The organism is Streptomyces sp. NPDC004327 (genome assembly GCF_042873935.1).
Classification (GTDB): domain Bacteria; phylum Actinomycetota; class Actinomycetes; order Streptomycetales; family Streptomycetaceae; genus Streptomyces.
Window position 1 is genome coordinate 604,165 of the sequence record NZ_JBIAME010000004.1, and the last position, 26,229, is coordinate 630,393.

21 protein-coding genes and 3 pseudogenes are annotated in these 26,229 nt (G+C 71.8%); 10 read left to right on the forward strand and 14 right to left on the reverse strand.

What is annotated here, in order from left to right:
* The first annotated feature begins 224 nt into the window (after window positions 1–224).
* Both ACFYU9_RS17010 and ACFYU9_RS17015 read left to right on the forward strand, forming a co-directional pair.
* Entirely contained in the window at window positions 225–1,223 is a 999-nt protein-coding gene (locus ACFYU9_RS17010; protein ID WP_389213610.1) for a hypothetical protein, read from the forward strand.
* Window positions 1,224–1,277: 54 nt separating this feature from the next.
* Window positions 1,278–2,810, forward strand: a complete 1,533-nt coding sequence (locus tag ACFYU9_RS17015; protein ID WP_389213613.1) for an amino acid permease — start codon at window positions 1,278–1,280, stop codon at window positions 2,808–2,810.
* 129 nt (window positions 2,811–2,939) lie between these two features.
* On the opposite strand, the gene ACFYU9_RS17020 is transcribed toward ACFYU9_RS17015, so the two are convergent.
* Window positions 2,940–3,749: a GntR family transcriptional regulator gene (locus ACFYU9_RS17020; protein ID WP_389345222.1), complete on the reverse strand. Its 810-nt coding sequence runs from the start codon at window positions 3,747–3,749 to the stop codon at window positions 2,940–2,942.
* 224 nt (window positions 3,750–3,973) lie between these two features.
* Here ACFYU9_RS17020 and ACFYU9_RS17025 point away from each other — a divergent pair, with 224 nt between their 5' ends.
* The 3 genes from ACFYU9_RS17025 (at window position 3,974) to ACFYU9_RS17035 (ending at window position 8,805) form a co-directional block, all read left to right on the forward strand.
* Window positions 3,974–5,311, forward strand: coding sequence for a DUF2252 domain-containing protein (locus ACFYU9_RS17025; RefSeq protein WP_389213619.1), 1,338 nt, complete (start codon window positions 3,974–3,976; stop codon window positions 5,309–5,311).
* Window positions 5,312–5,762: 451 nt separating this feature from the next.
* Window positions 5,763–7,103, forward strand: coding sequence for an alpha/beta fold hydrolase (locus ACFYU9_RS17030; RefSeq protein ID WP_389345223.1), 1,341 nt, complete (start codon window positions 5,763–5,765; stop codon window positions 7,101–7,103).
* Window position 7,104: 1 nt separating this feature from the next.
* Entirely contained in the window at window positions 7,105–8,805 is a 1,701-nt protein-coding gene (locus tag ACFYU9_RS17035) for an alpha/beta fold hydrolase (protein WP_389345224.1), read from the forward strand.
* Window positions 8,806–8,864: 59 nt separating this feature from the next.
* Here the strand turns inward: ACFYU9_RS17035 and ACFYU9_RS17040 are convergent, their stop codons facing one another.
* Both ACFYU9_RS17040 and ACFYU9_RS17045 read right to left on the reverse strand, forming a co-directional pair.
* A complete protein-coding gene (locus ACFYU9_RS17040) occupies window positions 8,865–10,268 on the reverse strand; it encodes an FAD-dependent oxidoreductase (protein ID WP_389213628.1) in 1,404 nt (467 codons plus the stop codon).
* Between the two features lie 41 nt (window positions 10,269–10,309).
* The gene (locus ACFYU9_RS17045) at window positions 10,310–10,705 is read right to left on the reverse strand and encodes an ArsR/SmtB family transcription factor (protein ID WP_389345225.1); all 396 of its coding nucleotides are present in this window, start codon (window positions 10,703–10,705) and stop codon (window positions 10,310–10,312) included.
* 128 nt (window positions 10,706–10,833) lie between these two features.
* Between ACFYU9_RS17045 and ACFYU9_RS17050 the strand changes: the two genes are divergently transcribed.
* Entirely contained in the window at window positions 10,834–12,747 is a 1,914-nt protein-coding gene (locus ACFYU9_RS17050) for a heavy metal translocating P-type ATPase (RefSeq protein ID WP_389345226.1), read from the forward strand.
* A gap of 34 nt (window positions 12,748–12,781) precedes the next feature.
* Here ACFYU9_RS17050 and ACFYU9_RS17055 read toward each other — a convergent pair whose 3' ends face one another.
* The gene (locus tag ACFYU9_RS17055) at window positions 12,782–13,318 is read right to left on the reverse strand and encodes a PadR family transcriptional regulator (protein WP_389345227.1); all 537 of its coding nucleotides are present in this window, start codon (window positions 13,316–13,318) and stop codon (window positions 12,782–12,784) included.
* A 111-nt stretch (window positions 13,319–13,429) separates the two neighbouring features.
* A complete protein-coding gene (locus ACFYU9_RS17060) occupies window positions 13,430–15,454 on the reverse strand; it encodes an FAD-dependent oxidoreductase (protein WP_389213638.1) in 2,025 nt (674 codons plus the stop codon).
* Between the two features lie 311 nt (window positions 15,455–15,765).
* Between ACFYU9_RS17060 and ACFYU9_RS17065 the strand changes: the two genes are divergently transcribed.
* On the forward strand, window positions 15,766–16,092 hold the full coding sequence (locus ACFYU9_RS17065; RefSeq protein ID WP_389345228.1) for a DUF6191 domain-containing protein: 327 nt from the start codon (window positions 15,766–15,768) through the stop codon (window positions 16,090–16,092).
* 128 nt (window positions 16,093–16,220) lie between these two features.
* Here ACFYU9_RS17065 and ACFYU9_RS17070 read toward each other — a convergent pair whose 3' ends face one another.
* From ACFYU9_RS17070 to dhaK, 3 genes and pseudogenes are all read right to left on the reverse strand, one after another.
* On the reverse strand, window positions 16,221–16,649 hold the full coding sequence (locus ACFYU9_RS17070) for a PTS-dependent dihydroxyacetone kinase phosphotransferase subunit DhaM (protein WP_389345229.1): 429 nt from the start codon (window positions 16,647–16,649) through the stop codon (window positions 16,221–16,223).
* A 320-nt stretch (window positions 16,650–16,969) separates the two neighbouring features.
* Window positions 16,970–17,590 (reverse strand): annotated as a pseudogene (gene dhaL, locus ACFYU9_RS17075) (dihydroxyacetone kinase subunit DhaL); the annotation flags it as partial.
* A gap of 10 nt (window positions 17,591–17,600) precedes the next feature.
* Complete coding sequence (gene dhaK, locus ACFYU9_RS17080) at window positions 17,601–18,587, reverse strand: dihydroxyacetone kinase subunit DhaK (protein WP_389214001.1); 987 nt, start codon at window positions 18,585–18,587, stop codon at window positions 17,601–17,603.
* Between the two features lie 483 nt (window positions 18,588–19,070).
* On the opposite strand from dhaK, the gene ACFYU9_RS17085 reads away from it, so the two are divergent.
* Window positions 19,071–19,241 carry a hypothetical protein gene (locus ACFYU9_RS17085; protein ID WP_389345230.1) on the forward strand — a complete coding sequence of 57 codons (171 nt, stop codon included), beginning with the start codon at window positions 19,071–19,073 and terminating at the stop codon, window positions 19,239–19,241.
* Between the two features lie 912 nt (window positions 19,242–20,153).
* The gene (locus ACFYU9_RS17090; RefSeq protein WP_389345231.1) at window positions 20,154–21,107 is read left to right on the forward strand and encodes a hypothetical protein; all 954 of its coding nucleotides are present in this window, start codon (window positions 20,154–20,156) and stop codon (window positions 21,105–21,107) included.
* A 362-nt stretch (window positions 21,108–21,469) separates the two neighbouring features.
* Here the strand turns inward: ACFYU9_RS17090 and ACFYU9_RS17095 are convergent, their stop codons facing one another.
* The 3 genes and pseudogenes from ACFYU9_RS17095 to ACFYU9_RS17105 form a co-directional block, all read right to left on the reverse strand.
* Window positions 21,470–22,201, reverse strand: a complete 732-nt coding sequence (locus ACFYU9_RS17095) for a transposase (RefSeq protein WP_389345317.1) — start codon at window positions 22,199–22,201, stop codon at window positions 21,470–21,472.
* 78 nt (window positions 22,202–22,279) lie between these two features.
* On the reverse strand, window positions 22,280–22,624 hold the full coding sequence (locus tag ACFYU9_RS17100) for a hypothetical protein (RefSeq protein ID WP_389345232.1): 345 nt from the start codon (window positions 22,622–22,624) through the stop codon (window positions 22,280–22,282).
* Between the two features lie 520 nt (window positions 22,625–23,144).
* A pseudogene (locus ACFYU9_RS17105) lies at window positions 23,145–23,312 on the reverse strand (YdcF family protein); the annotation flags it as partial.
* 39 nt (window positions 23,313–23,351) lie between these two features.
* Here ACFYU9_RS17105 and ACFYU9_RS17110 point away from each other — a divergent pair.
* Window positions 23,352–23,780, forward strand: a pseudogene (locus ACFYU9_RS17110) (LacI family DNA-binding transcriptional regulator); the annotation flags it as partial.
* Between the two features lie 121 nt (window positions 23,781–23,901).
* Here ACFYU9_RS17110 and ACFYU9_RS17115 read toward each other — a convergent pair.
* From ACFYU9_RS17115 to ACFYU9_RS17125, 3 genes are all read right to left on the reverse strand, one after another.
* Window positions 23,902–24,024: a hypothetical protein gene (locus tag ACFYU9_RS17115; protein WP_389345321.1), complete on the reverse strand. Its 123-nt coding sequence runs from the start codon at window positions 24,022–24,024 to the stop codon at window positions 23,902–23,904.
* Between the two features lie 13 nt (window positions 24,025–24,037).
* Window positions 24,038–24,796: a DUF3761 domain-containing protein gene (locus ACFYU9_RS17120; RefSeq protein WP_389345233.1), complete on the reverse strand. Its 759-nt coding sequence runs from the start codon at window positions 24,794–24,796 to the stop codon at window positions 24,038–24,040.
* Window positions 24,797–25,216: 420 nt separating this feature from the next.
* Window positions 25,217–26,185, reverse strand: a complete 969-nt coding sequence (locus ACFYU9_RS17125; RefSeq protein ID WP_389345234.1) for a zinc-binding alcohol dehydrogenase family protein — start codon at window positions 26,183–26,185, stop codon at window positions 25,217–25,219.
* Window positions 26,186–26,229 lie beyond the last annotated feature (44 nt).

Below are 26,229 nucleotides of genomic sequence, written 5' to 3' on the forward strand. Positions count from 1 at the left end.
GTCGTCAGGTTCGTCCGCTTCGCTGACATCAAGTCAAATCCGGTCGCTGGCTGATTAGTTACGGTCACGGAGAAAAGTGGATCGGTCACGTCCGGCGACCTCTATAGTGATCGCCGTTCAAAGGCCGGGACGGACACGCCCTCCATCCCAGGGGACTGACCATCCCCTTCACCGACCCCGACCCCACGAGGAACCATGTCGCCCACCCCCCGACGCGTCGCCTGATGGCGGCGCAAGGCTTCCGGCCCGTCTACCACCCGGCGGGCCACGACCACGCCCTGCGCGGCGCCGTCCAGGACCTGCGGACGGGCCGCTGGGTGGCCATGGCCCGATTACTCGACGAGACCTCCGGTTGGTCCGGCTGGACCCGCCGCACCCAGGTGCTCGCCGCCGTCGCCGCCGGAACCGACGTCGTCGAGACCTGGCGCGCCGAGCAGCCCGACTCCGCCGCCGCCACCGTGATGCACTCCCGGGTCGCCGTCGAGCGGGCCGTACGCGCCCACCGCACGACCCACGCCCGCACCCGCGAACTGTGGCAGGAGGCGTGGACCGCCTGCCTGGCCGCCGCCGAGCGCGCCCCCGCCGACCCGGTGCCCTGGGTGGGCCGCCTCGCCCTCTCCGTGCTCGACGCCCAGCAGCGCATGGAGGAGCACCGGCTCGCCCCGCCCGCCCCCATGCTGCCGCCCGGACCCTGGGGACTGCTCGCCGAGGCCGAGAAGCGCGACCCGTACAACCGCGAGGCGCACCACCGGATGCTCCAGTTCGTCTACGCACGCCGCTCCGGCCCCCTCTCCGAAGCGGTCAACTACGCCCAGTGGGCGGCGTCGATGGCCCCGGTCGGCTCCGCCCTGCACGCCCTGCCGCTCTACGTCCGGGTCGAGCGCTACCGCCGCGAACGCGGCCACGAGCGCGCCCTCGACCTGCACTGGGTGGCCGAGGACGCGATCCGCGACACCCGGCGCGCCATGGACAGCTGGTTCCTCTTCTGCGCCACCGAAGAGGCCAGCCTGCTCGACCTCAACTACCTGGCGCACGCGCTCTACGGCGGCCTGCGGTTTCCCGACGCGGCCCGCGTCTTCGAGTCGCTCGGCCCGTACTGGACCCCGCAGCCCTGGTCGTACCGCACCGACCGGCCCGACGAGCGCGGGCCCGCCGAAGACGTCTTCCTGCGCGCCCGGGCCCGCTGCCTCGGCGCCGCCTCCGAGGGCCGCACCGGCCCCTGAGCGCCCCCACGCCCCCCCGCACCACCCCGTCCCCCTCTCCCCCCGGAGGAACCCATGTCCCGCCCCGCTCCCACCGACGCGATACGCAAGCCGCCACCGCCCCACAGGGACGAGGAGGCCCGGCTCAGAGAACTCGGCTACCAGCCCGTCCTGGCCCGCCGGATGGGCGGCTTCGGCAACTTCGCCATCAGCTTCTCGGTCATCTCCGTGCTCTCCGGCTGCATGACCCTCTACGGCTTCGGCCTCGGCACCGGCGGCCCGGCCGTGATGCTCTGGGGCTGGGCCGGCGTCGGCCTGTTCGTCCTCTGCGTCGGCCTTGCGCTCGCCGAGGTCACCAGCGCCTACCCGACCTCCGGCGCGCTCTACTACATGGCCGACCGGCTCGGCGGCCGCCGCTGGGGCTGGTACACCGGCTGGCTGAATCTGCTCGGTCTGCTCGGCGCCATCGCGGGCATCGACTACGGCGCCGCGCTCTTCACCGGCGCCTTCCTGAACCTCCAGTGGGGCATCGTCCCCACCCCCGAGTCCACCTTCGTCACCTTCCTGGTGATCCTGCTCGTGCACGCCGTGCTCAACCTCTACGGCGTCCGGCTGGTCAGCGTCCTCAACTCGATCAGCGTCTGGTGGCACCTCGGCGGCGTCGCTCTCATCGTCGGCGCCCTCGCGTTCGTCCCCGACCACCACCAGTCCGCGGCCTTCGTCTTCACGAAGTTCGTCGACGACACCGGCTGGGCCAACCCGCTCTACGTGGCCGCGATCGGCCTGCTCCTCGCCCAGTACACCTTCTCCGGCTACGACGCCTCCGCCCACCTCTCGGAGGAGACCGCCAACGCCTCGGTGGCCGCCGCCAAGGGCATCGTCCGCTCCATCTGGGCCTCCTGGATCGCCGGCTTCGCGCTGCTCGCCGGACTCACCTTCGCCATCAAGGACTACGCGGCCACGCAGAACACCCCCACCGGCGTGCCGCCCGCCCAGATCTTCCTGGACGCGCTCGGCGAGGGCGGCGCCAAGGCCCTGCTGCTCGTGGTGATCGTCGCCCAGCTCTTCTGCGGCAACGCCGAGGTCGCCGCCGCCAGCCGCATGGTCTTCGCCTTCAGCCGCGACAACGCCCTTCCGGGATCCTCGATCTGGCGCCGCGTCAGCAGCAGCACGCACACCCCGGTCCCCGCCGTCTGGCTCTCCGTGGCCGTCGCCGCCCTGCTCGCCGTGCCCTCGCTCTACTCGGCCACCGCGTACGGCGCCGTCACCGCGATCAACGTCATCGGCATCACCCCGGCCTACGCCATCCCGATCCTGCTGCGCCTGCGCGCCGGCAAGGACTTCGTCCCCGGCCCGTGGAACCTGGGCCGCTGGAGCCGCCCGATCGGCTGGATCGCCGTCGTCTGGGTGGCCTTCGTCACCGTGCTGTTCTGCCTGCCGCAGCGCTCGCCGGTCACCGTCGACACCATGAACTACGCGGTGATCGCCCTGGCCGTCGTCCTCGTCCTGGCCAGCGTGTGGTGGTACGTCGCCCGTCGCTCGTACGGCACGCCGCAGTCGTACGGCACGGCGCGCGAGGAGGCGGAGATCGCCGAGGGAATCGTCTGACATCCCTGCCGGCAGCCGCGACCGGCCGGCGGGCGCCAGGGGTGTCCCGCCGATCACGCCGGGCTCGCGGCTCCCTGATCCGGGCTGACCGGCGAGACGCCCCCTGGTGTCGGCCCGTGCCGGGGCCGGTCAGCCCGCGAACTCGTAGGTCCAGGCCCCCGTACGGGCCGGGAGGTCGATGTCCGTGACCTCCAGGGCGTGCCCGTGCTGGTCGCTCACCACCCGGTGCACGCTGAGGGCCGTACCGCCCGCCGCCTCCGCGGCGCCGCGCTCCGGGGCCGCCCGGTCCCGGACCGCGGCCGCGGCCGGCACGCCGACCGACTCGCGGTGGGTGGTGCGCAGGCCCGCCTGGTGCATCCAGTGGTAGAGCAGCCGCAGATCGGGCTGCCGGTACCGCTCGACGACGCGCCGGTAGCGGCCCAGCTGCGGGATCTCGGCGAGCGCGGGCCGCGAGAACCAGGAGACCGAGCGCTGCAGCGAGGCGCCGGCCGGGGTCAGCACCACATGGCGGTGCACCAGCGTGGGCTCCCCGGGCGCCAGTGCGAGCCGCCGGGCGAGCGACACGGGCGGCGCCTCCCAGGACAGTGCCGCGCGCACCAGGGCGTCGGCGGCCCGCGGGCCGCCCGGGAAGAACTGCCGCGGCGCGGCGGGCGGACCGGGTGGCCCGTCCGCCGGGCCCGCGAGCGGATCGGCGGGCGGGTCGGCGGCGAAGGTGCCGCGCCGGTCGGTGACCACGAGGCCTTCCTCGCGCAGGAGTTGCAGTGCGCTGCGGACGGTCTGCCGGTTGACGTGGAAGCGGAGCGCGAGATGGCGCTCGGACGTCAGCCGGCTGCCGGGAGGAATGCGGCGATGGGTCAGGTCGTCACGGAGTGCGGCGGCGACCCGGAGGTAGAGCGGAAGCTCCGCCCTCGGCCCCTGCTCGGGAACGGGCTCGGCCATGTCTCGGACCCTCTCTGTCGTGCTGGGTTCAACCATTGCTCGGTGTGACCAACCGAGCCGTGTGGGTGATCAATTCCTATCATTGGTCTAAACCATTTCGGAAGTCCCGTCGGCGAGAGTGGCCGAAACGAGCGGCGCGCCTTGTAATGGATCGCATCAGGAACAGCGGCGACAGCGGCGTTCACAGCGGCGGCCGCGGCGGTGCGAGGAGGCGGTGAGGCCGGATGACGACGCCGTCCGAACGGGCCCGGCGGGGCAAGTCCGCCCGCGAGCGGGTCCCACGGTCCTCGCACGGCCGCTGGATACCCTCCTCCCAGCGCCCCGACCCGATCGCCCTGCTGGAGCGGGAGGCCGTCGACCGGCTGCCCGAGCTGGCCCCCATCCGCTACGGCCGGATGGCCGTCTCGCCCTTCGCCTTCCTGCGCGGCGCCGCCGCCGTGATGGCCGCCGACCTCGGCGCCACCCGCAGCACCGGACTCAACGTCCAGCTCTGCGGCGACGCCCATCTGCTCAACTTCGGCGTCTACGCCTCACCCGAACGGACGCTCCTCTTCGACGTGAACGACTTCGACGAGACGCTCCCCGGACCCTTCGAATGGGACGTCAAGCGGCTCGCCGCCTCCGTGGCCGTCGCCGCCCTCCAGAACGGCTCCGCCAAGTCCAAGGCCCACCGAGCCGCCCTCGTCGCCACCGAGTCGTACCGCACGACCATGCGGCGCCTCGCCGGACTCGGCGAACTCGAGGTCTGGTACGAGCGGATCGCCGCCGACGACCTCTCCTCCCTGGTCCGCGGCGCCAACCGGGCCCGCGTCGAGAGCCGGCTCGCCCACGCCCGCCGGCGCACCAGCCTCCAGGTCCTCGACAAGCTCACCGAGAAGGGCGAATCGGGGCGGCGCATCGTCGACGACCCGCCGCTCCTCGAACGGGTCACCGACGTCGACCGGATCTCCATCGGCAAGATCTTCAGCGACTACCGCAGCTCGCTGGCCGAGGACCGCCGGGTCCTCCTGGACCGCTACCGCTTCGTCGACGCCGCCCGCAAGGTCGTCGGCGTCGGCAGCGTCGGCACCCGCTGCTTCATCCTCCTCCTGGAGGGCCGCGACGACGCCGACCCGCTCTTCCTCCAGATCAAGGAGGCCGGCCCGTCGGTCCTGGAGCAGTACCTCCAGCCGAGCGCCTTCACCCACCAGGGCCACCGGGTGGTCAGCGGCCAGCGGCTGACCCAGGCCGCCAGCGACATCTTCCTCGGCTGGATGACCGGACCCGAGCGCCGTCACTTCTACTGGCGCCAGCTGCGCGACATGAAGGGCTCCGCAGAGGTCGAGACCATGTCCCCGTCCACGCTGCGCGAATACGCACGGCTGTGCGGCCGGGCCCTCGCCCGCGCCCACGCCCGCTCCGGCGACCGCATCGCCATCGCCGGCTACCTCGGCGGCTCCGACGTCTTCGACCGCGCCGTCGCCGACTTCGCCCTGCGCTACGCGGGCCAGAACGCCGACGACTACGCGGCGCTGAGCGCCGGCATCGCCGCCGGGGTGGTGGCGGCCGCCCCGGGCGTCTGAACCGCCGGCGGTCACGCACTGCTCCGACTGGCGCCCATGAGTGGTGGACCTCTCCCCACGACCGCAGGCTGACGAGCACAGCCTCGCCCCGCCGTGACGTGGCGGGCCCAGCCACGCGGCGTCGCCCCCGAAGGGGCCGCCGTGGTCCACAGAGAGATACCACCCCATGACGGAAGCAGGTCCCGTCCGGGCGCCCGCCCGGCGCCCGGACGGTCGGCGGCGCGCTTCGGCGGCGCGCACCGCACTCGCGCTCGTCGCGGCCGGACTCACCCTGCTGGGGGCGGCCGGCCCGACCGCGGCAGGCCCCCCGGCGACCGGAAGTCCACCGGCGCCGGGCAACACGGTGTCACCACCCCGTCAAGGGCCACACCCGGGAGGTCCGGCGCGCTTCGTGCCCGCTCCCTGCCCGAAGACGTCCGAGCCGGTCCCCGGCCGGTGCGGATTCCTGGAGGTGCCCGAGAACCGTTCCCACCGCGGTGGCGGCCGGACCGTCCGGCTGGCCGTGGCGATCATCCCGGCGGCCTCGGCCCCGCCCGCCGGCGACCCGGTGGTCTTCATGGAAGGGGGCCCCGGGGGCGACGCCTTCGACAGCATCCCCTTCCTCATCGCCTCCGGCGTGAACCGCGACAACGACCTGATCGTCATGGCCCAGCGCGGCACGCTCCACTCGCGGCCCAACCTCGCCTGCCCCGAGATCGACCGGTTCAACGTGAAGGCCGTCGGGCTGCGCTACGACGCCCCCTCGACCGGGCGGCTGCTGGTGCGCGCGGCCAAGGAGTGCCGGGACCGCCTCGCGGCCGAGGGAATCGACCTCGGCGCCTACAACACCACCGAGAACGCCGCGGACTTCGCCGCCCTGCGCGGGGCCCTCGGCATCGACCGGTGGAACGTCTACGGGTATTCGTACGGCACCAACCTGGCTCTCACCTACCTGCGCAGCCACCCCGAGGGCATCCGCTCGGTGGCGATCGACTCGATCGCACCCCCTCCGGTCGTGAACCTGCCGTGGACCTGGGACAGCGCCGGGGAGGGCATCAGCGAGATCTTCGCGGCGTGCGAGGCGCAACCCGCCTGCAAGAAGCGCTACCCGCACCTGAGGCGCACGCTCGACGAGCAGGTACGCCGCCTTGAGGAACACCCCCTGACCCTGACGGCGCGGCCACCGAGCGGCGGGAAGCCGGTCAAGGTCGACCTCGACGGCGGCGCGCTGATCAACATCCTCGTCGCCAACACCGTCAAGGCCGTCGACGTCCCCGCCGCGCTCGAAGAACTCGCCCACGGGAACCCGACGCGCTTCGCGCAGGCCCGCGCCCTCGATGTCGGCACCGTCGTCGGCGCCTTCGCCCACGGCCTGACGCAGTCGGTGGCCTGCGCCGAATGGGCGCCCGGCTTCGGCGAGGACGACATCCTGAAGGCGGGCCGCCGGAACTTCCCCGGCTGGCCGGACACGGTCCTGGCGCAGCCCCCGCAGCTGCCCTTCGAGCACCACGTGTGCGACGTCTGGAACGTCCCGGACCGCACCGCGATCCAGCGCGTGCCCACCTTCAGCAGGGTGCCCGCGCTCCTCCTCTCCGGCACCTTCGACGCGAAGACCGGCGCGAGCTGGGCCCGGGTCGCGGCCCGCACCCTGCCCCGCTCGACCTCCGTGCGGATCCCCGGCATCGGCCACTGGGTGGTGCCCCAGTCGCCGTGCGCGGCGAGCGTCCTCGCCTCGTTCCTCGCCCGGCCGACCGCGCCCGACACCGGCTGTGTGGCAGGACTCAAGCCCCGACCGTTCACCATCATCCCCTGATGTGGAGACCGAATTGACGTCCCTCAGACCACCCCGCCACCAGAGACCACCCCACGACCGGAGCACCGCGCGACGGCTCCCGGCCGCGCTGGCCGGCGTCACCGCCGGTGTCCTCGCCGCCGGCCTCGTCGCGGCACCCGCCCAGGCCGAGTCCGGCCCTGCGGCGCCGCTCGGCACGGTGGCCCGGACGGCGGGCCACTCCCGCTTCGTACCCGGGCCCTGCCCGAGGACGGCGGATCTGATCCCCGCCCTGAAGACCGCTCACTGCGGCACACTGACCGTCCCCGAGACGCGCCACCGGCACGACGAACACGATGAGCACGGCGAGCACCACGAACACGGCGAGCACGACGGACATGGCGAGCACGGCGGGCACAAGGGACAGGGGCGCCGCATCACCCTCGCGGTGGCCATCATCCCGGCCGCCACGAGCAAGAAGTCGGGTGACCCGATCGTGTGGCTCGCCGGCGGACCCGGCGACGACGCCGTCTCCGAGATCCCGCTGGCCCTGAACGGCCACCTGAACCGCGACCGGGACGTGATCTTCATGTCCCAGCGGGGCACCTACTCGGCCGACCCGCAGCTCACCTGCCCGAATGTCGACCAGTTCGCCGCGGACTCCCTCGGCCTCGTCTTCGGCGCACCGTCCACCGGGCGTCTGCACGTCGAGGAGACGCGGAAGTGCCGCGACCGGGTGGTGAGCCGCGGGGCCGATCCCAGCGCCTACTACGGCCCCGAGAGCGCCGCCGACTACGACGACCTGCGCAAGGCGCTGGGCATCAGGCAGTGGAACGTGTTCGGCATCTCGTACGGCACCAACCTGGCGCTCCACTACATGCGCCTGCACCCGGAGGGCATCCGGTCGGTCGGCATCGACGGCGTCCTGCCGCCGGCCCTGGCCGGCGGGGCGGTGACCTGGAAGGCCGCGCGAGAGGGCTACGACGGCCTGTTCAGGGCATGTGAGCAGCAGTCCGCCTGCAACACCCGCTATCCGCACCTCAAGGCCACGTTCGAGCGCCTCGTCGGCGAGGTCGAGGCCCATCCGGTCACCACCACCGTCACGGTCCCCGGCCGACCGCAGCCGGTGAAGGTCGTGCTGGACGGCGGAGTCCTCGTGAACTGGCTGGCCTCGGCGACCCATGTGGCGGCCGGAGTGCCCCGCTCCATCGACGAGCTGGCCCACGGCAACCCGCGGCGGGTCGCCGAGCAGTGGGCGGGCGGCAAGCTCAGCCCGCAGGCCATCGGGAGGACCGGGCACGGGCTCGCCTACGGCGTCTTCTGCAGGGAGTGGACCCCGTACGAGAGCGAGGACGAGGTGGTCCGGGCAGGCCGGCGCCTGTTCCCCTCGTTCCCCCGCTCGGTGCTGGTCAACGCTCCGTTCCTCACCTGGCTCCACCAGGACTGCGACGCCTGGGACGTCCCCCCGGCCGACCCCTCGATCCGGGACAGGACGGTCAGCGACATCCCGACCCTCGTCCTGTCCGGCGGGTTCGACGCCCAGACCGCGCCGAGCAGCGGGCCGTACGCCGCGCGGACGCTGAGCCGGTCCATCGCCGTCACGGTGCCGTACGTGGCCCACGTGGTGTTCGCCGACTCGACGTGCGCACAGACGATGACCGTCTCGTTCTTCGACGACCCGGCCGCTCCGGACACCAGCTGTCTCGCGGGCCTCAAGCCGCCCACGTTCGAGATCGGGCCGTGAGGGACTGCTCCTGAGGGCTGCGAGGGGCGGCGCCGAGTGCGGCGCCGCCCCTCGCCCTTCTAGCTCTCCGCGCGGCGCACCGGCGGCTCGGCCGGCGTCTCGGGCACCGGGCCGAACAGCACCTCGCGGGCGACCGCCGGGGCGAACAGGACCGTCAGCGGGGCGCTCAGCGTCAGCGCGGAACGGAAGGCCGCGCCGACCACCGGGTTGCCCGCGGTACGCGCCTGCACCCGGCCCAGGTACCAGCCGGAGAACTTGTCCATGACGCCCGTGCGCGCCGCGTCGCCCTCGGCGCCCGGCATCTTCTTGTCGGCTCCGGCCGAGATGTCCCACGCCTGCTTCGAGGCGTCGAGCAGCGCCTTCTGCACCCGCCGCGTGCTCGGCGCGTGCTTCGGGTCCGCCAGCGCCGCGCGCAGCGCGACCGCGCTCAGCGCGGCGACCGCCATGCCCTGCCCGTAGATCGGGTTGAAGGAGCACAGCGCGTCGCCGGTGGCGAGGAAGCCGGCCGGGCGGCGGCCCGGACGGTCGTACCGGCGGCGGATGTTGGCCGTCTTGCGGAAGCCGTACACCGGCGACATCGGCTCGGCCTTCGCGATCCAGTCGCCGACCACCGGGTGCGGCAGCTTGCGCGCGTACTCCTCGAAGAGGTTCTCGTCCGTCGGCGGCGGGTCGTCGCGCAGCCCGGAGAGCGTGACCAGGTGGCGCCCGTCGCCGAGCGGCAGCACCACGCCGCCGTACGTCTGGGCGGGGTTGGGCACGACGTAGTAGCCGAGCGCGTCCACCGACGGGTCGTCGGCGGGCGAGCGGTACATCCGGGTCGCGTAGGCCAGGCCGGTGTCGAGGGTCTCCTCGTGCGGGGCCTCGGCGCCGATCCCGGCCAGCCAGTCCGCCGCGCGGGTCGAGCGCCCGGAGGCGTCCACGACCAGATCGGCCTTCAGCTCGCGGGCCTCCTTGCCGGCGCCCGCGCCGCGCTCCCGCAGCAGCACGCCGCGCACCCGGGAGGAGTCGCCGAGCAGCCCCACCGTCTCGGTGCCCTCGACGAGTTCGATCCGCGGATCGGCGAACACCCGCTTGCGCACGAGCCATTCGAGCTGGTCGCGCGGCCCGGTGTAGAAGTGGGCGGTGGCCGGGGTGCGGGCGAACCACTGCCCGTTCTGCCACTGCACCATGTCCTCGGGGATGCCGACCTTCGGCGCGCCCAGGGCGTGCAGCTCGGCCATGAACCCGGGCAGCAGCTCGTCGAGCGCGCGCTGTCCGCCCTCGATCAGTACGTGGAGGTGCCGGCCCTGCGGGACACCGGGGCGGGCGTCCGCCTCCGCGGGATAGCGGTCGCGCTCCACGACCGTGACCCGTTCGGCGTGCTCGCTCAGCACCCGCGCGGCCAGCAGACCCGCGAGACTTCCCCCGATGACCACCGCGTGACGCGACTTGCGTGCCCTGCGGGATCCCAACTCGTCGGCCATCCTCGCCCTTTCGCGTGGGTGGATCCACCCCCGTGGATCCGTCAGGTCTGGGACTGACCAGTATCCACGCCGGTACGCGCCACGTCGCGGGCGCCCAGCCGCAGATGCTCGATGTGGTACACGGCCTCGTCGAGGAGTTGGGCGACATGGTTGTCGTACAGGCTGTACTCGATCCGGCGGCCCTGCCGCACTCCGGTGACCAGGCCCAGCGCGCGCAGCAGCCGCAGCTGGTGGGAGACGGCGGACTGCTCCATGCCGACGGCCTCGGCGAGCTCGGTGACGCCGCACGGGCCCTGCCGGAGCTTGGTGAGGATCATCAGCCGGGACGGGGTGGCGAGGGCCTGGAGCGTCTCGGCGATCGTGGCCGCGGACTCGGCGTCGAGATGGGTCGCCGCGGTCGTGCGGTCCGCCGCCTGGCCTGTCACTACGTGTCCCATGCGCTCATCGTATCGGCGCGGACCAGTCGATGCATGAAGAGCTCTTCATGTGTTCGGGTATGGTGGAGCGGCCGGCGCGGTCCCGCACGCCCGCGCCCCCTCCCCGAACCCCGAAAGGCAGTGCCGCCATGGCCTTCCCGGCCCTCGACACCCCCGCAGCACCGGCCAGGACCGGCCCGCCGCCCGGCACCCGCCGCCCCGGGTTCCGCGGCCTGTTCCGCGGCCCGCTCCTCGGTCTGCCCGAGGTCCGCTGGGCCGCGCTCGCCACCCTGGCCTTCCTCGCCGCCCTGCCGCTCGACCTGACCGGCGCGCCCGCCTGGGCCTGGGGTCCGCTCTACGCCGTCGCGTACGCCGCCGGCGGCTGGGAGCCGGGCCTCGCCGGACTCAAGGCCCTGCGCGAGCGGACCCTCGACGTCGACCTGCTGATGGTCGTCGCCGCGATCGGCGCCGCCGCCATCGGCCAGTACCTCGACGGCGGCCTGCTCATCGTCATCTTCGCCGTCTCCGGCGCCCTCGAAGCGCTCGCCACCCGCCGCACCGCCGACTCCGTGCGCGGCCTGCTCGACCTCGCCCCCGCCACCGCCGCACGCCTCACCGCCACAGGCGAGGAGACGGTCGCGGCCGCCGCGCTGACGGTCGGCGACACCGTGCTCGTACGCCCCGGGGAACGCCTCCCGGCCGACGGCACCGTCCTGTCCGGCACGAGCGACGTCGACCAGGCCACCATCACCGGCGAACCCCTGCCCGCCGCCAAGGAACCCGGCGACGAGGTGTACGCCGGCACGCTCAACGGCACCGGAGCGCTGCGCGTCCGCGTCGGCCAGGAGCCCGGCGCCACCGTCCTCGCCCGGATCGTCACCCTCGTCGAGGAGGCGAGCGCCACCAAGGCGCCCACCCAGCTCTTCATCGAGAAGATCGAACAGCGCTACTCCGTCGGCGTGGTGGCCGCCACCCTCGCCCTCTTCACCGTCCCGCTCGCCCTCGGCGCCGACTTCACCGCGACGCTGCTGCGCGCCATGACCTTCATGATCGTGGCCTCGCCCTGCGCGGTCGTCCTCGCCACCATGCCGCCGCTGCTCTCCGCCATCGCCACCGCCGGCCGCCACGGCGTCCTCGTGAAGTCCGCCGTCGTCATGGAACGCCTCGGCGCCGCCGACCGCGTCGCCCTCGACAAGACCGGCACCCTGACGGAAGGCGCGCCCCGGGTCACCGCCGTGCACGGCGACCCGGCCGCCCTGGCCCTCGCCGCCGCGGCCGAACGGCCCAGCGAACACCCGCTCGCCCGCGCCGTCGTCGCCGAGGCCCGCGCCCGCGGCCTCGCGATTCCGGAGGCGACCGACTTCGCCTCGGTGCCGGGGCAGGGCGTCCGCGCCCGGGTCGACGGCCGCGAGGTCGAGGTCCGCCGGGCCCCCGGCGCGCACGCCGACACCGCCGTCGAGGTCCTTCTCGACGGCGAACCGGCGGCCGTCCTGGAACTCTCCGACCGGCTCCGCCCCGACGCCCCCGCCGCCGTCGCCGCCCTCACCCGGCTCACCGGCACCGCCCCCGCCCTGCTGACCGGCGACAATGCGGGCGCGGCGGAGCGCGTGGCACGGGAGGCCGGCCTCGCCGACGTACGGTCAGGACTGCTGCCACAGGACAAGGCCGCGGCGGTGCGCGACTGGGAGGCGGCCGGCGCACGCGTCCTCATGGTCGGCGACGGCGTCAACGACGCCCCCGCGCTCGCCGCCGCCCACACCGGCGTCGCGATGGGCCGCACCGGCTCCGACCTCGCCCTGGAGACCGCCGACGCCGTCGTCGTACGCGACGAACTCGCCGCCCTCCCGGCCGTGGTCGCCCTCTCCCGCCGCGCCCGCCGCCTGGTCGTGCAGAACCTGGTCGTCGCCGGCGCCTGCATCGGCGCCCTCGTCCTGTGGGACCTGCTCGGCGAGCTGCCGCTGCCGCTCGGCGTCGCGGGCCACGAGGGCTCCACGGTGCTGGTGGGGCTCAACGGGCTGCGGCTGCTGCGGGACGCGGCCTGGCGGAAGGCGGCCGAGGCCTAGGACTGCAACCGTCACCGCAAAGCCCGTTGCAGTACTAGGACTCGCCCAGCTCCGTGATCGCCTGGGTCAGCCACTGCACCCAGAACCGTTCGAGCTCGATCCCGCCCCGCAGCACCAGATGGCGCAGCCGGTCCGGCTCCGCCGCCCGCCGCGCGGGCGGGAAGTCGCGTACCTCGATCTCCAGGTACTCGTCCAACTGGGCCCGGTGCAGGCCCAGATGGCGCTCCAACTCCTCCCGCAGACCGCGGCCGCCGACCACCGCCGCCGCGCGCATGCGCAGCAGCAGCGCCGAGCGCCAGGGCTTCGGATCCTCCGTCGTGTCGACCCAGGACACGAGCTCGGCGCGCCCGGCGGGCAGCACCTCGTACTCCTTCTTCTGCCCGCGCGCGGGCACGGCGGCGGGCAGGGCACGGATGTACCCCGCCTGCTCCAGCTTGCCGAGCTCGCGATAGATCTGCTGGTGGGTGGAGGACCAGAAGTAGCCGATCGACCGGTCGAAGCGGCGGGTCAGTTCGAGGCCGGAGGACGGCTTCTCGAGCAGCGCCGTGAGGATCGCGTGCGGGAGGGACATGGACGCATCCTAGGTTCGACCGGTCGGAGGCCGGCCGGACCGGCGGCGCGGCGGCGCCGGTCCGGCCGGCCGGACCGGCGGCACAGCGGTGCGGGCGCCGCCGGTCCGTGCCTAGAGAGCCGCGGCGAGCCGCGTGCCCTGGTCGATGGCCCGCTTGGCGTCCAGCTCGGCGGCGACGTCCGCGCCACCGATCAGATGCACCGAGCGGCCGCCGGCGACCAGCTCCTCGTACAGACCGCGGCGCGGCTCCTGGCCGGTGCACAGGACCACGGTGTCGACCGGGAGGAGCTGCGCCTCGCCGTCGATGGTCAGGTGCAGGCCCTCGTCGTCGATCCGGTCGTACGAGGCACCGGCGACCATCGTGACGCCCCGGTGCTTCAGCTCGGTGCGGTGGATCCAGCCGGTGGTCTTGCCGAGGCCCGCGCCGACCTTGCTGGTCTTGCGCTGGAGCAGGTGGACCTGGCGCGGCGGCCGCGGCCGCTCCGGGGTGCGCAGGCCGCCCCGGGACTCGTAGGAGGTGTCGACGCCCCACTGCCGGAAGTACGTCTCGGGGTCCTGGCTCGCGCCCTCGCCGCCGTCCGTGAGGAACTCGGCCACGTCGAAGCCGATGCCGCCCGCGCCCAGGATCGCGACCCGCTCGCCGACCGGCACGCGGTCGCGCAGCACGTCCAGGTAGCCGACGACGCTCGGGTGGTCGACGCCCTCGATCTCGGGGGTGCGCGGGGTGACGCCGGTGGCGACGACGACCTCGTCGAAGTCCGCCAGGTCGGCCGCCGACACGTGGGTGTTCAGACGGACGTCGACACCGTGCTCGGCGAGCTGGACCCGGAAGTAGCGCAGGGTCTCTTCGAACTCCTCCTTGCCCGGCACCTGCTTGGCCACGTTCAGCTGGCCGCCGATCTCGGAGCCGGCGTCGAACAGCGTGACCCGGTGGCCGCGTTCGGCCGCCGAGACGGCGCAGGAGAGGCCGGCCGGGCCGGCGCCGACGACGGCGATCCGCTTGGCGAGGCGGGTGGGGGAGAGGACCAGCTCGGTCTCGTGGCAGGCCCGCGGGTTCACCAGGCAGGAGGTGATCTTCAGGCTGAAGGTGTGGTCCAGGCAGGCCTGGTTGCAGCCGATGCAGGTGTTGATCGTCTCGGCGCGGCCGGCCGCGGCCTTCGCGACGAACTGCGGGTCGGCGAGGAACGGACGGGCCATCGACACGATGTCCGCACGGCCCTCGGCGAGGATCTGCTCGGCGACCTCGGGGGTGTTGATGCGGTTGCTGGTGACCAGCGGGACGGAGACCGCGCCCATCAGCTTCTTCGTCACCCAGGTGTAGGCGCCGCGCGGCACGGAGGTGGCGATGGTGGGGATGCGGGCCTCGTGCCAGCCGATGCCGGTGTTGATGATGGTGGCGCCGGCCGCCTCGATCTCCTTGGCGAGCGCGACGACCTCATCCAGGGTGGAGCCGCCCGGGACCAGGTCGAGCATGGAGAGCCGGTAGATGACGATGAAGTCCTCGCCGACCCGCTCGCGGATCCGGCGCACGATCTCCAGCGGGAAGCGCGTCCGGTTCTCGTACGAGCCGCCCCAGCGGTCGGTGCGCTGGTTGGTGGCGGAGGCGATGAACTCGTTGATGAGGTAGCCCTCGGAGCCCATCACCTCGACGCCGTCGTAACCGGCCTCCTTGGCCAGTTCGGCGCAGCGGGCGTAGTCCTCGACCGTCTGCTCGACCTCGGCGTCGGAGAGCTCGTTCGGCACGAAGGGGCTGATCGGCGCCTGGATGGCGCTGGGGGCCACCAGCTGGGGGTGGTACGCGTACCGGCCGAAGTGCAGGATCTGCATCGCGATCCGGCCGCCCTCGGCGTGCACGGCGTCGGTGATCAGCCGGTGCTCGGCGACCTCCTCGGCGTCGGTCAGCTTGGCGCCGCCGTCCCACGGCCGCCCGGCCTCGTTGGGCGCGATGCCGCCGGTGACGATGAGCCCGACGCCGCCGCGGGCGCGCTCGGCGTAGAACGCGGCCATGCGCTCGAAGCCGTGCTCGGTCTCCTCCAGACCGACGTGCATGGAGCCCATGAGCACCCGGTTGGGCAGGGTCGTGAACCCGAGGTCCAGCGGGCTCAGCAGGTGCGGGTACGGGGTGTTCGGGGCCATCGGGGCGCCTCCTCGCGCGGGGTCGTCACGCACTGTTGTAGACGACGCGCCAAGGCTTCTGCAACAAGTTGCATAAAGGTGGGCGGGTGATATGCGCCATGCCTCGTGGGGCGGCCTCGTGGGGTGGCCCTCGTGAGGCGGCCCTCGTGACGGGGCCCCGTGACGCGGCCCTCGTGAGGCGGCCTCACGTGAGGCGTCCCCGGTGACACGACGCATGACGAATGACGCATGACGAATGACGCATGACGCACGCTCGTGCGACACGGGAACGATCACCCAGGACGGCCCGTTGACGCGTCATGGCGATGACCTTGAGTCTGCTCCTGATGGGAGCCCTGATGCTGGTGCTCTTCGCGCTGGCGTTACTCCGGCGGTTCATCCACCGCACCGGCCGTCCACGGGCCCTGGCCAGACGGCTCGCGGCCCGCACCACCGGAGGCAATCCGGCGGCGATGGCCGTCGACGAACTCTTCGCGCTCCTCACCCCGACCAAGCACGTGCGCCTGGAGCAGCAGCGGACCGACATGGTCCTCAGGCACGACGCGGAGGACGGCGCGCCGCCCGCGATGGGCCTCGACCTGGACGCGGGCCGCGCGGTCGTGCGACGGCCCCCGCCCACGGACCGGGCCGACGGCTGAGCCTGCGGGAGGCGCCGCGACGGCTGAGTCTCCGGGAGGGAGCGATGATTGAGCCCGCGGACCGGATCGACGGCTGAGCCCCCGGGAGGGACCGACCGGCGCCGTCCCCTCCCGGGCGGCCGGGAGCGTCACTCCTTGCGGTAGGCGTACGCCTCCGAGGCCGCGGCCGCCACCGCGTCCAGATCGCCCCCGGCGCTCGCCGTCACCAGCGCCGCCACCGCGCCCTCTACGAACGGGGCGTCCACCAGGCGCGCCCCCTCCGGGAGCTCGTCACCCTCCGCGAGCAGGGCCTTCACCGTCAGGACCGCGCTGCCCAGGTCGACCAGGAGCGCGACCCCGGCGCCCCCGTCGACGGCCCTCGCGGCCTCGGCGATCAGCTCGGCGCTCGTACCGAGACCGCCGTCGGGCGTGCCGCCCGCCGGGAGGACCGGCGCAGTGACGCCGCCACCCGCGAGGCCGCGGGCGAGCTCGGCGACGGCCGCCGCGACGGCGGCGCTGTGCGAGACGAGGACGATCCCGACGCGGGCCGCCGGAGTGTCCGTACCGCCCGCGCTCATCCGGCAAGCTCCGGACCCGCCGCGTCGGGGTCCGGGGCGCCGGGACCTGCCGCGCCGGGACTTGGGGCGTCCGGACTTGCCGTGCCGGGTCCGGGGGCGACCGGACCTGACGTGTCGGCGTCCGGGGAATCCGAGCCTGCCGCGTCGGGACGTGCCGCGAGCGAAGGCGTGGCGTCAGGAGCTGCGGCGTCCGGATCGGCCCTGCCGGCTCCTGAGGTGGCCGGACCTGCCGCTCCGGGTCCGAAGGCTTCCGAGCCTGCCGCGTCGGGACCTGCCGCGAGCGAAGGCGTGGCGGCAGGAGCCGTGGCGTCCGGAGTGGCCGCGTCCGCGTCCGCCGTCTCCGCGAGCGTCGCGAAGAGCAGCGCCGACGAGGTCGCCCCCGGGTCCTGGTGCCCCGCGGACCGCTCGCCGAGGTAGCTGGCCCGGCCCTTGCGGGCGACCAGGGGCACGGTCGCGAGCGCGCCTGCCTCCGCCGCCTCGCGGGCCGCCGCGAACGAGGTGCCGAGCGCCCCGACCGCGGGCGTCAGCGCGTCCAGCATCGTCTTGTCGCCCACCGCGGCCCCGCCCAGTTGGGCCACCGCCGCGACCCCGGCCGCCAGTGCCTCGGCGAGCGCGGCCCGCGAGACCCGCTCCGCCTCGCCCAGCGCCTTGCCGGTGCGGCGCAGCAGCGTCCCGTACAGCGGACCGGACGCCCCGCCCACCGTGGAGATCAGCTGCCGGCCGGCCGTGGCGAGGACCGCGCCCGGCGTGGCCGGCGGTTCCTTCTCCAGGGCGGCCGACACGGCGGCGAAGCCCCGCTTGAGGTTGGCCCCGTGGTCGGCGTCACCGATCGCCGAGTCCAGCTCGGTCAGCAGGTCCGCCTCCCGGTCCACGGCGGCGGACGCCGCCGACATCCAGGCGCGGAAGAACCCCGCGTCGTACGTCGTCTCCTGGTCGCTCATCGTCGTCCCCTCACCGTCCCCAGCGCAGCGCGGGCGTCTCGACCGGCGCGTCCCACAGCCGCAGCAGCTCCTCGTCCGCCTCGCACAGCGTCACCGAGCAGCCCGCCATGTCGAGCGAGGTCACGTAGTTGCCGACCAGCGTGCGGGCGACCGGCACGCCGCGCTCGCCGAGCACCCGCCGCACCTCGGCGTTGAACCCGTACAGCTCCAGGAGCGGTGTCGCCCCCATGCCGTTGACCAGCGCGAGCACCGGCCCCTTCGGACGCAGATCGTCCAGGACGGCGCCGACGGCCACGTCCGCGATCTCCCGCGCGGTCATCATCGGCCGCCGCTCCCGGCCCGGCTCGCCGTGGATGCCGATGCCCAACTCCAGCTCGCCGTCCGGGAGATCGAAGGTCGGCGAGCCCTTCGCGGGCGTGGTCACGGCGCTCAGCGCCACGCCGAAACTGCGCGAGCCCTCGTTCACCCGCCGGGCCACCGCCGCCACCCGGTCGAGCGGGGCGCCCTCCTCGGCCGCCGCGCCCGCGATCTTCTCCACGAAGAGCGTGGCGCCGGTGCCGCGCCGCCCGGCCGTGTACAGGCTGTCGGTCACCGCCACGTCGTCGTCGACGAGCACCTTCGCGATCCGGAGGCCCTCGTCCTCCGCCAGCTCGGCGGCCATCTCGAAGTTGAGCACGTCACCGGTGTAGTTCTTCACCACGAACAGCACGCCGGCGCCGCTGTCCACCGCGGTCGCGGCCCGCACCATCTGATCGGGTACGGGACTCGTGAAGATCTCGCCGGCGCACGCCCCCGTGAGCATCCCCGGCCCCACGAACCCCGCGTGCAGCGGCTCGTGCCCCGACCCGCCGCCCGACACCAGGGCCACCTGCCCCGGCACCGGCGCGTCCCGCCGCAGCACGACGCGGTTCTCCACGTCCACGGAAAGACCGGGGTGCGCGGCGGCCATCCCGCGCAGCGCGTCCGCGACCACCGAATCCGGACCATTGATCAACATCTTCACAGGCGTCTCCTCGGAGGCTGGCAGATGGGCTCATGAGCTGGGTTTCGCAGGTCATTGCTGGTGTGCATGATTCATGGCCTCGGCGCTCCACCGCGGCCTGCGGCGTCGTGCGTCGGTGCTGATGCCGACTCGATGCCGGCTTGGGTGACTGGGCGACAGGTGGGGGTCGTGGTTCGACAGGGGAGTCGGCGGGTGTCCTCTTCGGCAGTATCGACCTAACGGAAGGGAAGTTCACGCAGATCCGAGAGTTGCGCGGCCGGGTTCGGGGACGCGCAGGAAAGCCCGTGCTTTACGAGACACGGCTCGCGTGCCGGCTGCACCGAGCCGCTGTACGCGGCGGACTTGGCGGCCAACGCTGCGCGTCCGGGCCCACATGCGGCGATGAGGTCGACCCGGGGCTGCCCGTCCAGGGCCTCCTGGGCGCGGGGTGGGATTGGCTCGGGTGGCGAGGACGGTGCCGCTGCGTGGGTGCTCCTGGTGAACCTGGACCTCGTGCCCGGCGAGGCTGCGCGCGATGTTGATCACTTCGAGCAGGGAGCGCCCGAACCGCCGCCCACGTTGATCACGCCCTGCACCGTCGGGACGGTGGCCGTGGCGATGGTGGCGGAAACCGCGTCGTCGACGTACGTGAAGTCCCGGCACTGGTGACCGTCACCGTAGGTGATCGCCGTGCGCGCCGGCCGGGGCCGGGCCTGACGGTCACCGCCCTGCTCGCCGCCGCGGCATGCACCATCCCTGCGGCCAGGCGGGCACGGAGGCTGCACGCCGCGCCCGCGCCCGCGCCCGCGCCCGCGCCCGGGCGCGGCCGGCTGAGCGCGGGCAGCCCGGCCGTCCAGTCCGGCATCTTCCCAAGAAATGAACCGGTCTGACCGTTCATCAGGGGCCCGGCTCCCGCGCCATCGGAACCCGCGAACGCCTGCGTCCCGAACCGGGAATGCCAGCCGCCGGTCGCCGCCTCCGGCCGGATCCGGCCGGACGGATACAGCCATTGAGGGTGCCCTCGCCGACTCTCTCGTCCCCGACCCAAAACCACCCTCGACCAGCAAAGAGACCCTCCCGAATGAAGGCGAAGGAATCTGCCAGCCTTCTGCACTTCCACGATCATGGCCGAGCCGACCTCGGCAGATGACTGCCGTGGCGGCTTCACTGCGGCGCGGCGGTGCCCGCCGCTTCTCGTCAGGTGATGCGGTCTGCTGGCGAGCGAGAGAGGTAGCCTGTGACTTTGGCCCGGCTGGCGCCGACCGCTGCTTCTGCGGAGCCCGCTCGGGCAGGTCCGGGTGATGCCCATACTCCAGATAGAAGCGCCCCGCGTCGGTGAACTCCGCCCGCCACTTCCCACTGTGCTTCGGCATGGTGATCAGACCACGACCCTTGAGGGCACGGGCCATAGCGAGCTCGGGGCTGTCCGACGTGACGGGGTCGGCCCCTTCCCCGATGCGGGCACCGTTCTCGCCGATCCCCGCACAAGCGGAACGATGATTCGGCTGGAAATCATCGCATTGTCCGACCTTGAGCAGGGGAGGCATCCCCGGTCGTCGCTGTCGGTGGAGAGGGAGTTGCATGGCATGGCGATCGGTCGAGAAGACGGACAAGGTGCTTAGCCAACTGGAAGTTATACGCAGAGAACTTGAGGACCCGGCCACGGGTTTGAGTGCTCTCTACGTGACCCTGGACCAAAGCCGCCAGAAGGTCTTGGAGTCCGTGGCACAGGGCACGCTTGGGCTGCGTGAGGAGAACCGCGAGCTTCGTCGGAGGCAGGAGCGGATGCTCACCGACTTGGCTGACACCCGCAGCATTGTGGAGGCGCTGAGCCAGCGCGTGGAGCAGAACGCCAAGGCGTCCCTTGATCCGCGGGCTCTCCCGGCGCCAGTTGCCGCCGCAGAGCCTGCGGAGCAGCCGGGTGTTGTTGAGGACCCGCACGCGCTGGAAGCGCCGACGGCGCCGTTCAAGGCCGTCGAACCGGTTGAGAAGGAGGAAGCCCAGGTGGATCCGCTCGAAGAGGTCCGCACAACTCACGGCCGATCCGGTGCCACTGGGGAGAGCGGCGCGCCTCCCCAGGCGCCCGTCGAGAATCCTCGCTACGAGACTTCTGCGGCAGGTCCGGAGGACGACCGGGCTCACCTGGGGCGGCTGCTGTCCGCAGCGTCCATCGCGTCCGCACAGCTGATCTGCCATCGCGAGACGTGGGACTTCATTGCCGAGCAGACCAGCGGCCGCCCCCACTTCCGCCTTCCGGAGCAAGTTGACGATGTGGACGACGGGCGCATCGAGACCTCACTGTCGGGCAGGTCCCTGCTCGCCCTGCTCACCACCATGTGGCAGGTGATTCGCGACCACGAGACGAATGCCGCGTCCGGGAAGGACCAGGATCTGGCGACCTGGGCCCTGGCCGCGGCCGTGTACCGCAGGACCGCTCTTGCGGTGGATCAGGTGACCCACGAGGCGGAGAAGGAGAACGGTCCCGCCGTCATCGTCCTCGACGACCGGAGCAGGCGTACGCCTGCCACCCCCTGATCGGCTCCCTGCGGGGAGTAGGATCCTGAAGTCGGCTCGGCTCCCAAGATGCCTGGAAACCACTCAGGGGCCTGATCCGATTTTCGAATCAGGCCCCTGACCTGGTCTTACGGCTGTGGGGGTGGCGGGACTTTTTGGAACCCACACTCTTTGCGTCCCGACGTAACTTCGACGGAAGAGCTGCGTGGCGCTGATGCGGCCCTCGCCAGCACTAATGGTGCGCAGACGTGCGTGCTCGTCCGCGCTGTTCGTCGGGTTTTCACGCAGTTAAACTCACCGCCTCCCTGCAGCTGTCTAAGGGCTGTTTCGTAAAGATCTTCGAGTCGGTGGGGCCGTGATCGGCTGCTGCCCGCTCTGCTCGCCTATCGGCCGAGTTCGAGGTTGTGCAGGTGGGCGATTCCGTTCATCGCGTGATAGACGCCGTCGCCCTTCAAGCGGCAGTCGCGGAGGATCTTCCAGGTCTTCATGCGGGCAAAGGCGTTCTCGAAACGGGCGCGGACCTGGCGGTGAGAAATGTTGTGCTCTTCCTTCCAGGCCGGCAGTTCGCTCTGCCCGCGCTCACGGCGGTGCGGGATGACCAAGCCGGTGCCCCGGTAGCCGCCGTCGGCGATCACGGTGGTGCGGCCGACTGCATCCTTGGCACCGGACAGTGCCCCTGCCTTGCAGTCGTTGCGGTTGCCGGGCAACGGCCGGCCGACCACGACGACGCGCCGGGTGTCGGCATCGATGACGACCTGGTGGTTGGTGGAGTACCGATAGTTCTTCGACCGCTCGGCCACCGTGTGGTCGCGAGTGGGAACCAAGGTGTCGTCCACGATGAGGACGGTGCTCTTGCGGAACCGTCTGTGGGGCGTGAGCGCGAGCAGGGGGCCGAGGTGGCTGACGATGCGGTTGGCTGCGGACTTCGAGACGCCGAACAGCGGAGCGAGCTGCCGTAACGTCAAGTTGGTACGCCAGTAAGCCGTCAGCAGCACCCGGTCCTCCAGCGGCAGGCTCCACGGCCGGCCTCTGCGGACCGCGTCAGCTCCTTCACGCCGCAGCTGTGTCACCAACGTGCTGAAGCAGTGAAGGCTCAGCCCGGTGAACGGGGCTATCCAGGAAGGCTCCTACGCCGTAATCTCACCAGACACCGCAAGATCTTTTCACGGGCCGCAGTGCCGGTCTGCGGGCAGTCAGGAAGGACGTTGCTGCGGTTCCACAGCCCTGAGCAGGCACTCGCGGTCGTCCACGCTGATCAGTCCGTCCGGAAGGGTCTCATCCTCTAACAACGCGCGCAGAGCGGAAGCGTGTGCAGCGAAGGCGGCCCTGCACCACTCGCGTTCCGGGTGATCGGAGTCCCTGCCGAACAGCAGCACCTGGCGTTCATCGTCGGCGTCGACGGACGAAGACAGTTCCGCGGCAACTACCAGGAAGTCGACCAATCCGGACCGCACCGCGATATCGGGGACGGCTGCCAGGCGGATCAGGAAGGGCAGAACGGCCGGCATTACGGCGCTCACGTGGAAGACACTGTTCATCAGGACGTTCCCCAGCACGGGCAGAGCCGCAGGGCCGGCTACCTCATCCAGGAGACCACGGAGCAGGACCGGAACCCCGGCAGGGCACCCGGAAATCCGCCAGCAGCCGCCACCTCCCGCCCTGGGGTAGCAGCGCCCCAGGGCGGCAGTGGATTCCGGGACAGCCCTTAGGGTGACTCGAGAGGGTCAACAGGTTCTTGCATGATGATCCTTCCGAGCGCCTCCCGTCGGGAAGGCGGATGGGGCCCCCGTCGTGCTGTCTCAGCGGACCGGGACGGGGCCTTCTTTCGGCCAGGAACGTAGCAGCGGATCAACCATGCACCGGAAGAAAAGCGCCCAGGTTGACCGCCTCCATGAGGCGCTTGCTCAGCTCGCAGCGAGCCCTCGATCATCAGCTCCGCTAGTCGACTAGCGGAGCTCTGACCAGCATCTTCCGCGCCTTTGTTTCACACGTGAAACGTAGTGTCCATTCGCTGCCACAGCTGAAAGATGGACTGCCGCACCCGTCCTGCCTACATTCCGCTTCACCGTGGGGAATGCGTTCCCGGTTCGTCGGGCTGGTGGCGCCACTGAATACGAGGAGTGGAGCCATGACGCGCCTGTACAGGTCGATCGCAGTGTCGGCCGCCCCCAGGTCGTGGCTGCCGAGCCCGATCGCGACCGAGCACGGCCGGGGTGTGTGGCTCATCTGGTGGTAGTCCCACAGGCGCTGCGTGTCTGCCCAGTCGGCCACCAGGGGGCGAAGCTCGTCGACGTCGCCTACCGCACCGGCGTATCCACGGGCACGGTGTCGAACGTCCTCACCCCCCCCGGACTGCGTGGAAGAGTCCACAAAGGGGAAGGTGGAGCAGGCCATTGCTGACCTCGGGTTCGTACGCGGCGGCACCGTATCGGGACACGCGCCCAATGGCGCCGCAACGGCTTCGCCCCGGTCTCCGGCTGGGACCCAAGGAAGGCACCTCAAGAGGCATGCCTCGTGCCGATGCTCGGCGAGCCCTGGTCCGGCGTCCCGGCCCGAGGCCACAGCGCTACCGACCGAGCGGATGACTGCTGGGTCCCTATCGCCAGGGGCCTCACACCCCACGGCCCTCGCCACACCCACCGGACGATGACGGAGGACCTCGGCACCAAGAAGGTCCTCGTGGACGAGCGCGTGCAAGTGGCTGCTGGGTGGTCGGTAGCCCTGGAAGATCACACTCGCTTGCAACTCGCGTGCCTGGGGACTTACCGGCGCCAGCAGTTCTGCCACACCGCCCTATCCGATCCTGAGTTCTGCCTCAGAAGAACCTGCGCGTCTTGGGGTCGACCTTGCCCAAGGTGCACAGGGCGAAAATGAGATCGATGGAGGCGCACATGAGCCACATCGACATTTTGATGAGGCTGGCTGCGAGGCCGATCACGTCGGCTTCCTCTCTATGACGGGACACTGGCGAGCCAGACGGCCACGCCACCGTGATGTGAGCAGGTGCCTCGCCGGTGTGCGGAATAGCTGTACGTACCGTCGTTGCATTGGGCGGTGGCACCTGTGGGTGCTTGCGAAGTGCCACCCGAGGACGAAGAAGAACTGGAGTCGCTTCCCGACGATTCGGAGCCGCCAGTTGATGAGCGGGAGCCGCTGCTGGATGAATCGTTGCTGTAGTTGTCCCCGGTGCCTGCGGTAGTGGAAGAACCGCCGCTGCTGTAGTTGCCTTCCGTGCCGGGGGCAGTTGAGGAACTGTCTCCGCCGTCCGTATCGCTGCTGCCAGACCCCGTGGGGTCGTTGCAGGTCTCGCCCTCGCTGGACTTGACGGTGTCGAACGTGAGCGTGTCAGTGGTGCTCATCGTCGCGCCGGCCGCAGGTGTCTGAGAGCAGACCGTCCAGTTGCGGTCGAAGAGCTGCTGGCGGCCCTGGCCAGTGGCATCTGTTGAGTCGAGGTGGTAGATGCCGTGGTCTTGTGCTGCGTCCTGCGCTGCCTGAAGTCCCATGCCGACGAAGTCCCCGACCCTGATGGTCGTCGTCTTCCCGTCGTACGCAGATGTCGAGGACGACGAACTGGACGATGAGTCGTTGTCGTCGTTGATCAGGGCATTGCATCCGCCGATCGCGAGAAGCGCGGCCAGTATGACTCCGCAGCCAACTCGGAAGTTCTTCTTGTCCTCCGCCGTCGGCTGAGGTCTCTGATTTTGGGCCAATGCGGTCCCCCCCTTGCTCCCATGACTTGCGCGCTCCCCAGCACGCTTTGCCCTGCGCCCTGTCACGAACCGATGCCCGCCTCAGCTGGGAGCAGGTGCTGTCAGCGCGATGACTCTAGTCTCGTGCCGTCTGCGTAGATGACCGTTCAATGAAAAAGCTGAGAAGGAGGGCAACTTCGTGGGAACGGTCAGGCTTGATCGCCGATCGGCTCCCGCCAGACCGACCGCGTCGTCTCTTCATCGCTTCGGAGCGCTTCCTTGCGAATGATCAACCACCGCACTGGCGGTGAAGCGAGGGCCGGCAGGCCGGCGGCCGGTGCGACGCCCAGGGCGGCGGGGTCGTCGTGCGCGGTGAGCGGGGCCCAGTGGCCGAGCGCGGCGACGGCCGAACTCCGGAGTCACGGGCCGCAGTCGTTCGCGTCAGCCGATTCGGATGACGGTCTTGCCTCGGGTGCCTCCCGCGGCGAGGCGTCTGATGGCGGCGGGGACCTCGGCGAGTTCGTACTCGGCGGAGATGTCGATGTGGACCTGTCGGTCGGTCAGCAGCCGCAGGGCCTCTGCCGCGCTGGCGGCGAGGCGTTCGGGGTGGGTCCGGCTGAGCAGGTTGCTGTTGTAGGACAGGACGGAAATGCCGTTCATGAGCAGTTCGTTGGCGTTGATCCGCACGGGTTCGAAGGTGGCCATGTTGCCGTAGACGGCGAGGCGGCCGTGCCGGGCCAGCCGGTCGAGGTTCGCCAGGCGGGCGGGGCCGCCGACAGGGTCGAGGATGACGTCGAACTCCTCGTCGGCGAGCGCATCGGGAAAGTCGGTGCGGGAGATCAGGTGGTCGTAGCCGAGTCCGGCCGCGTAGTCGGCCTGCTCGGCGCCACCGCCACCGCCACCGCCACCGCCGACGCCGACGATGCGGGCGGCGCCGGAAGCTTTCGCGAACTGGGCCGCGAGTGAGCCGACGCCTCCGAGCGCCGCGTGGATGAGCACGCGGTCTCCGGGGCGAACACGGGTGACCGTGTTGATCAGGTCGTACGCGGTCGGAGTGGCCCAGCCGAAGGCCGCCGCGGGACGGGCATCAAGGCCGTCGGTGCAGAAGGCGAGCGCGGCCGGAGCGGTGACGAACTCGGCGAAGGCGCCGGAGGCGGTGAGTGCGGTGACGGGCCGGCCGATGCGAGCCGTGTCGACGCCCTCGCCGACGGCGACGATGCTCCCGGCGGCTTCGAAGCCGGGGATGAAGGGGCGCGGTGCGGGGAGGTGCCCATTGCCGACGAGGACGTCGCCCCACTGCAGGCCCGCGTACTGGACACGGATGGCCACCTCGCCGGGGCCCGGGGCCGGCGCTTCGGCGGTGGCGAGGGTGAACCGGTCGTCGGACCCGAGCACGATGGCCTTGATCAATACGCTCCCTGGGTTGAATCAGTATCCTGACACTGGAGACGCTA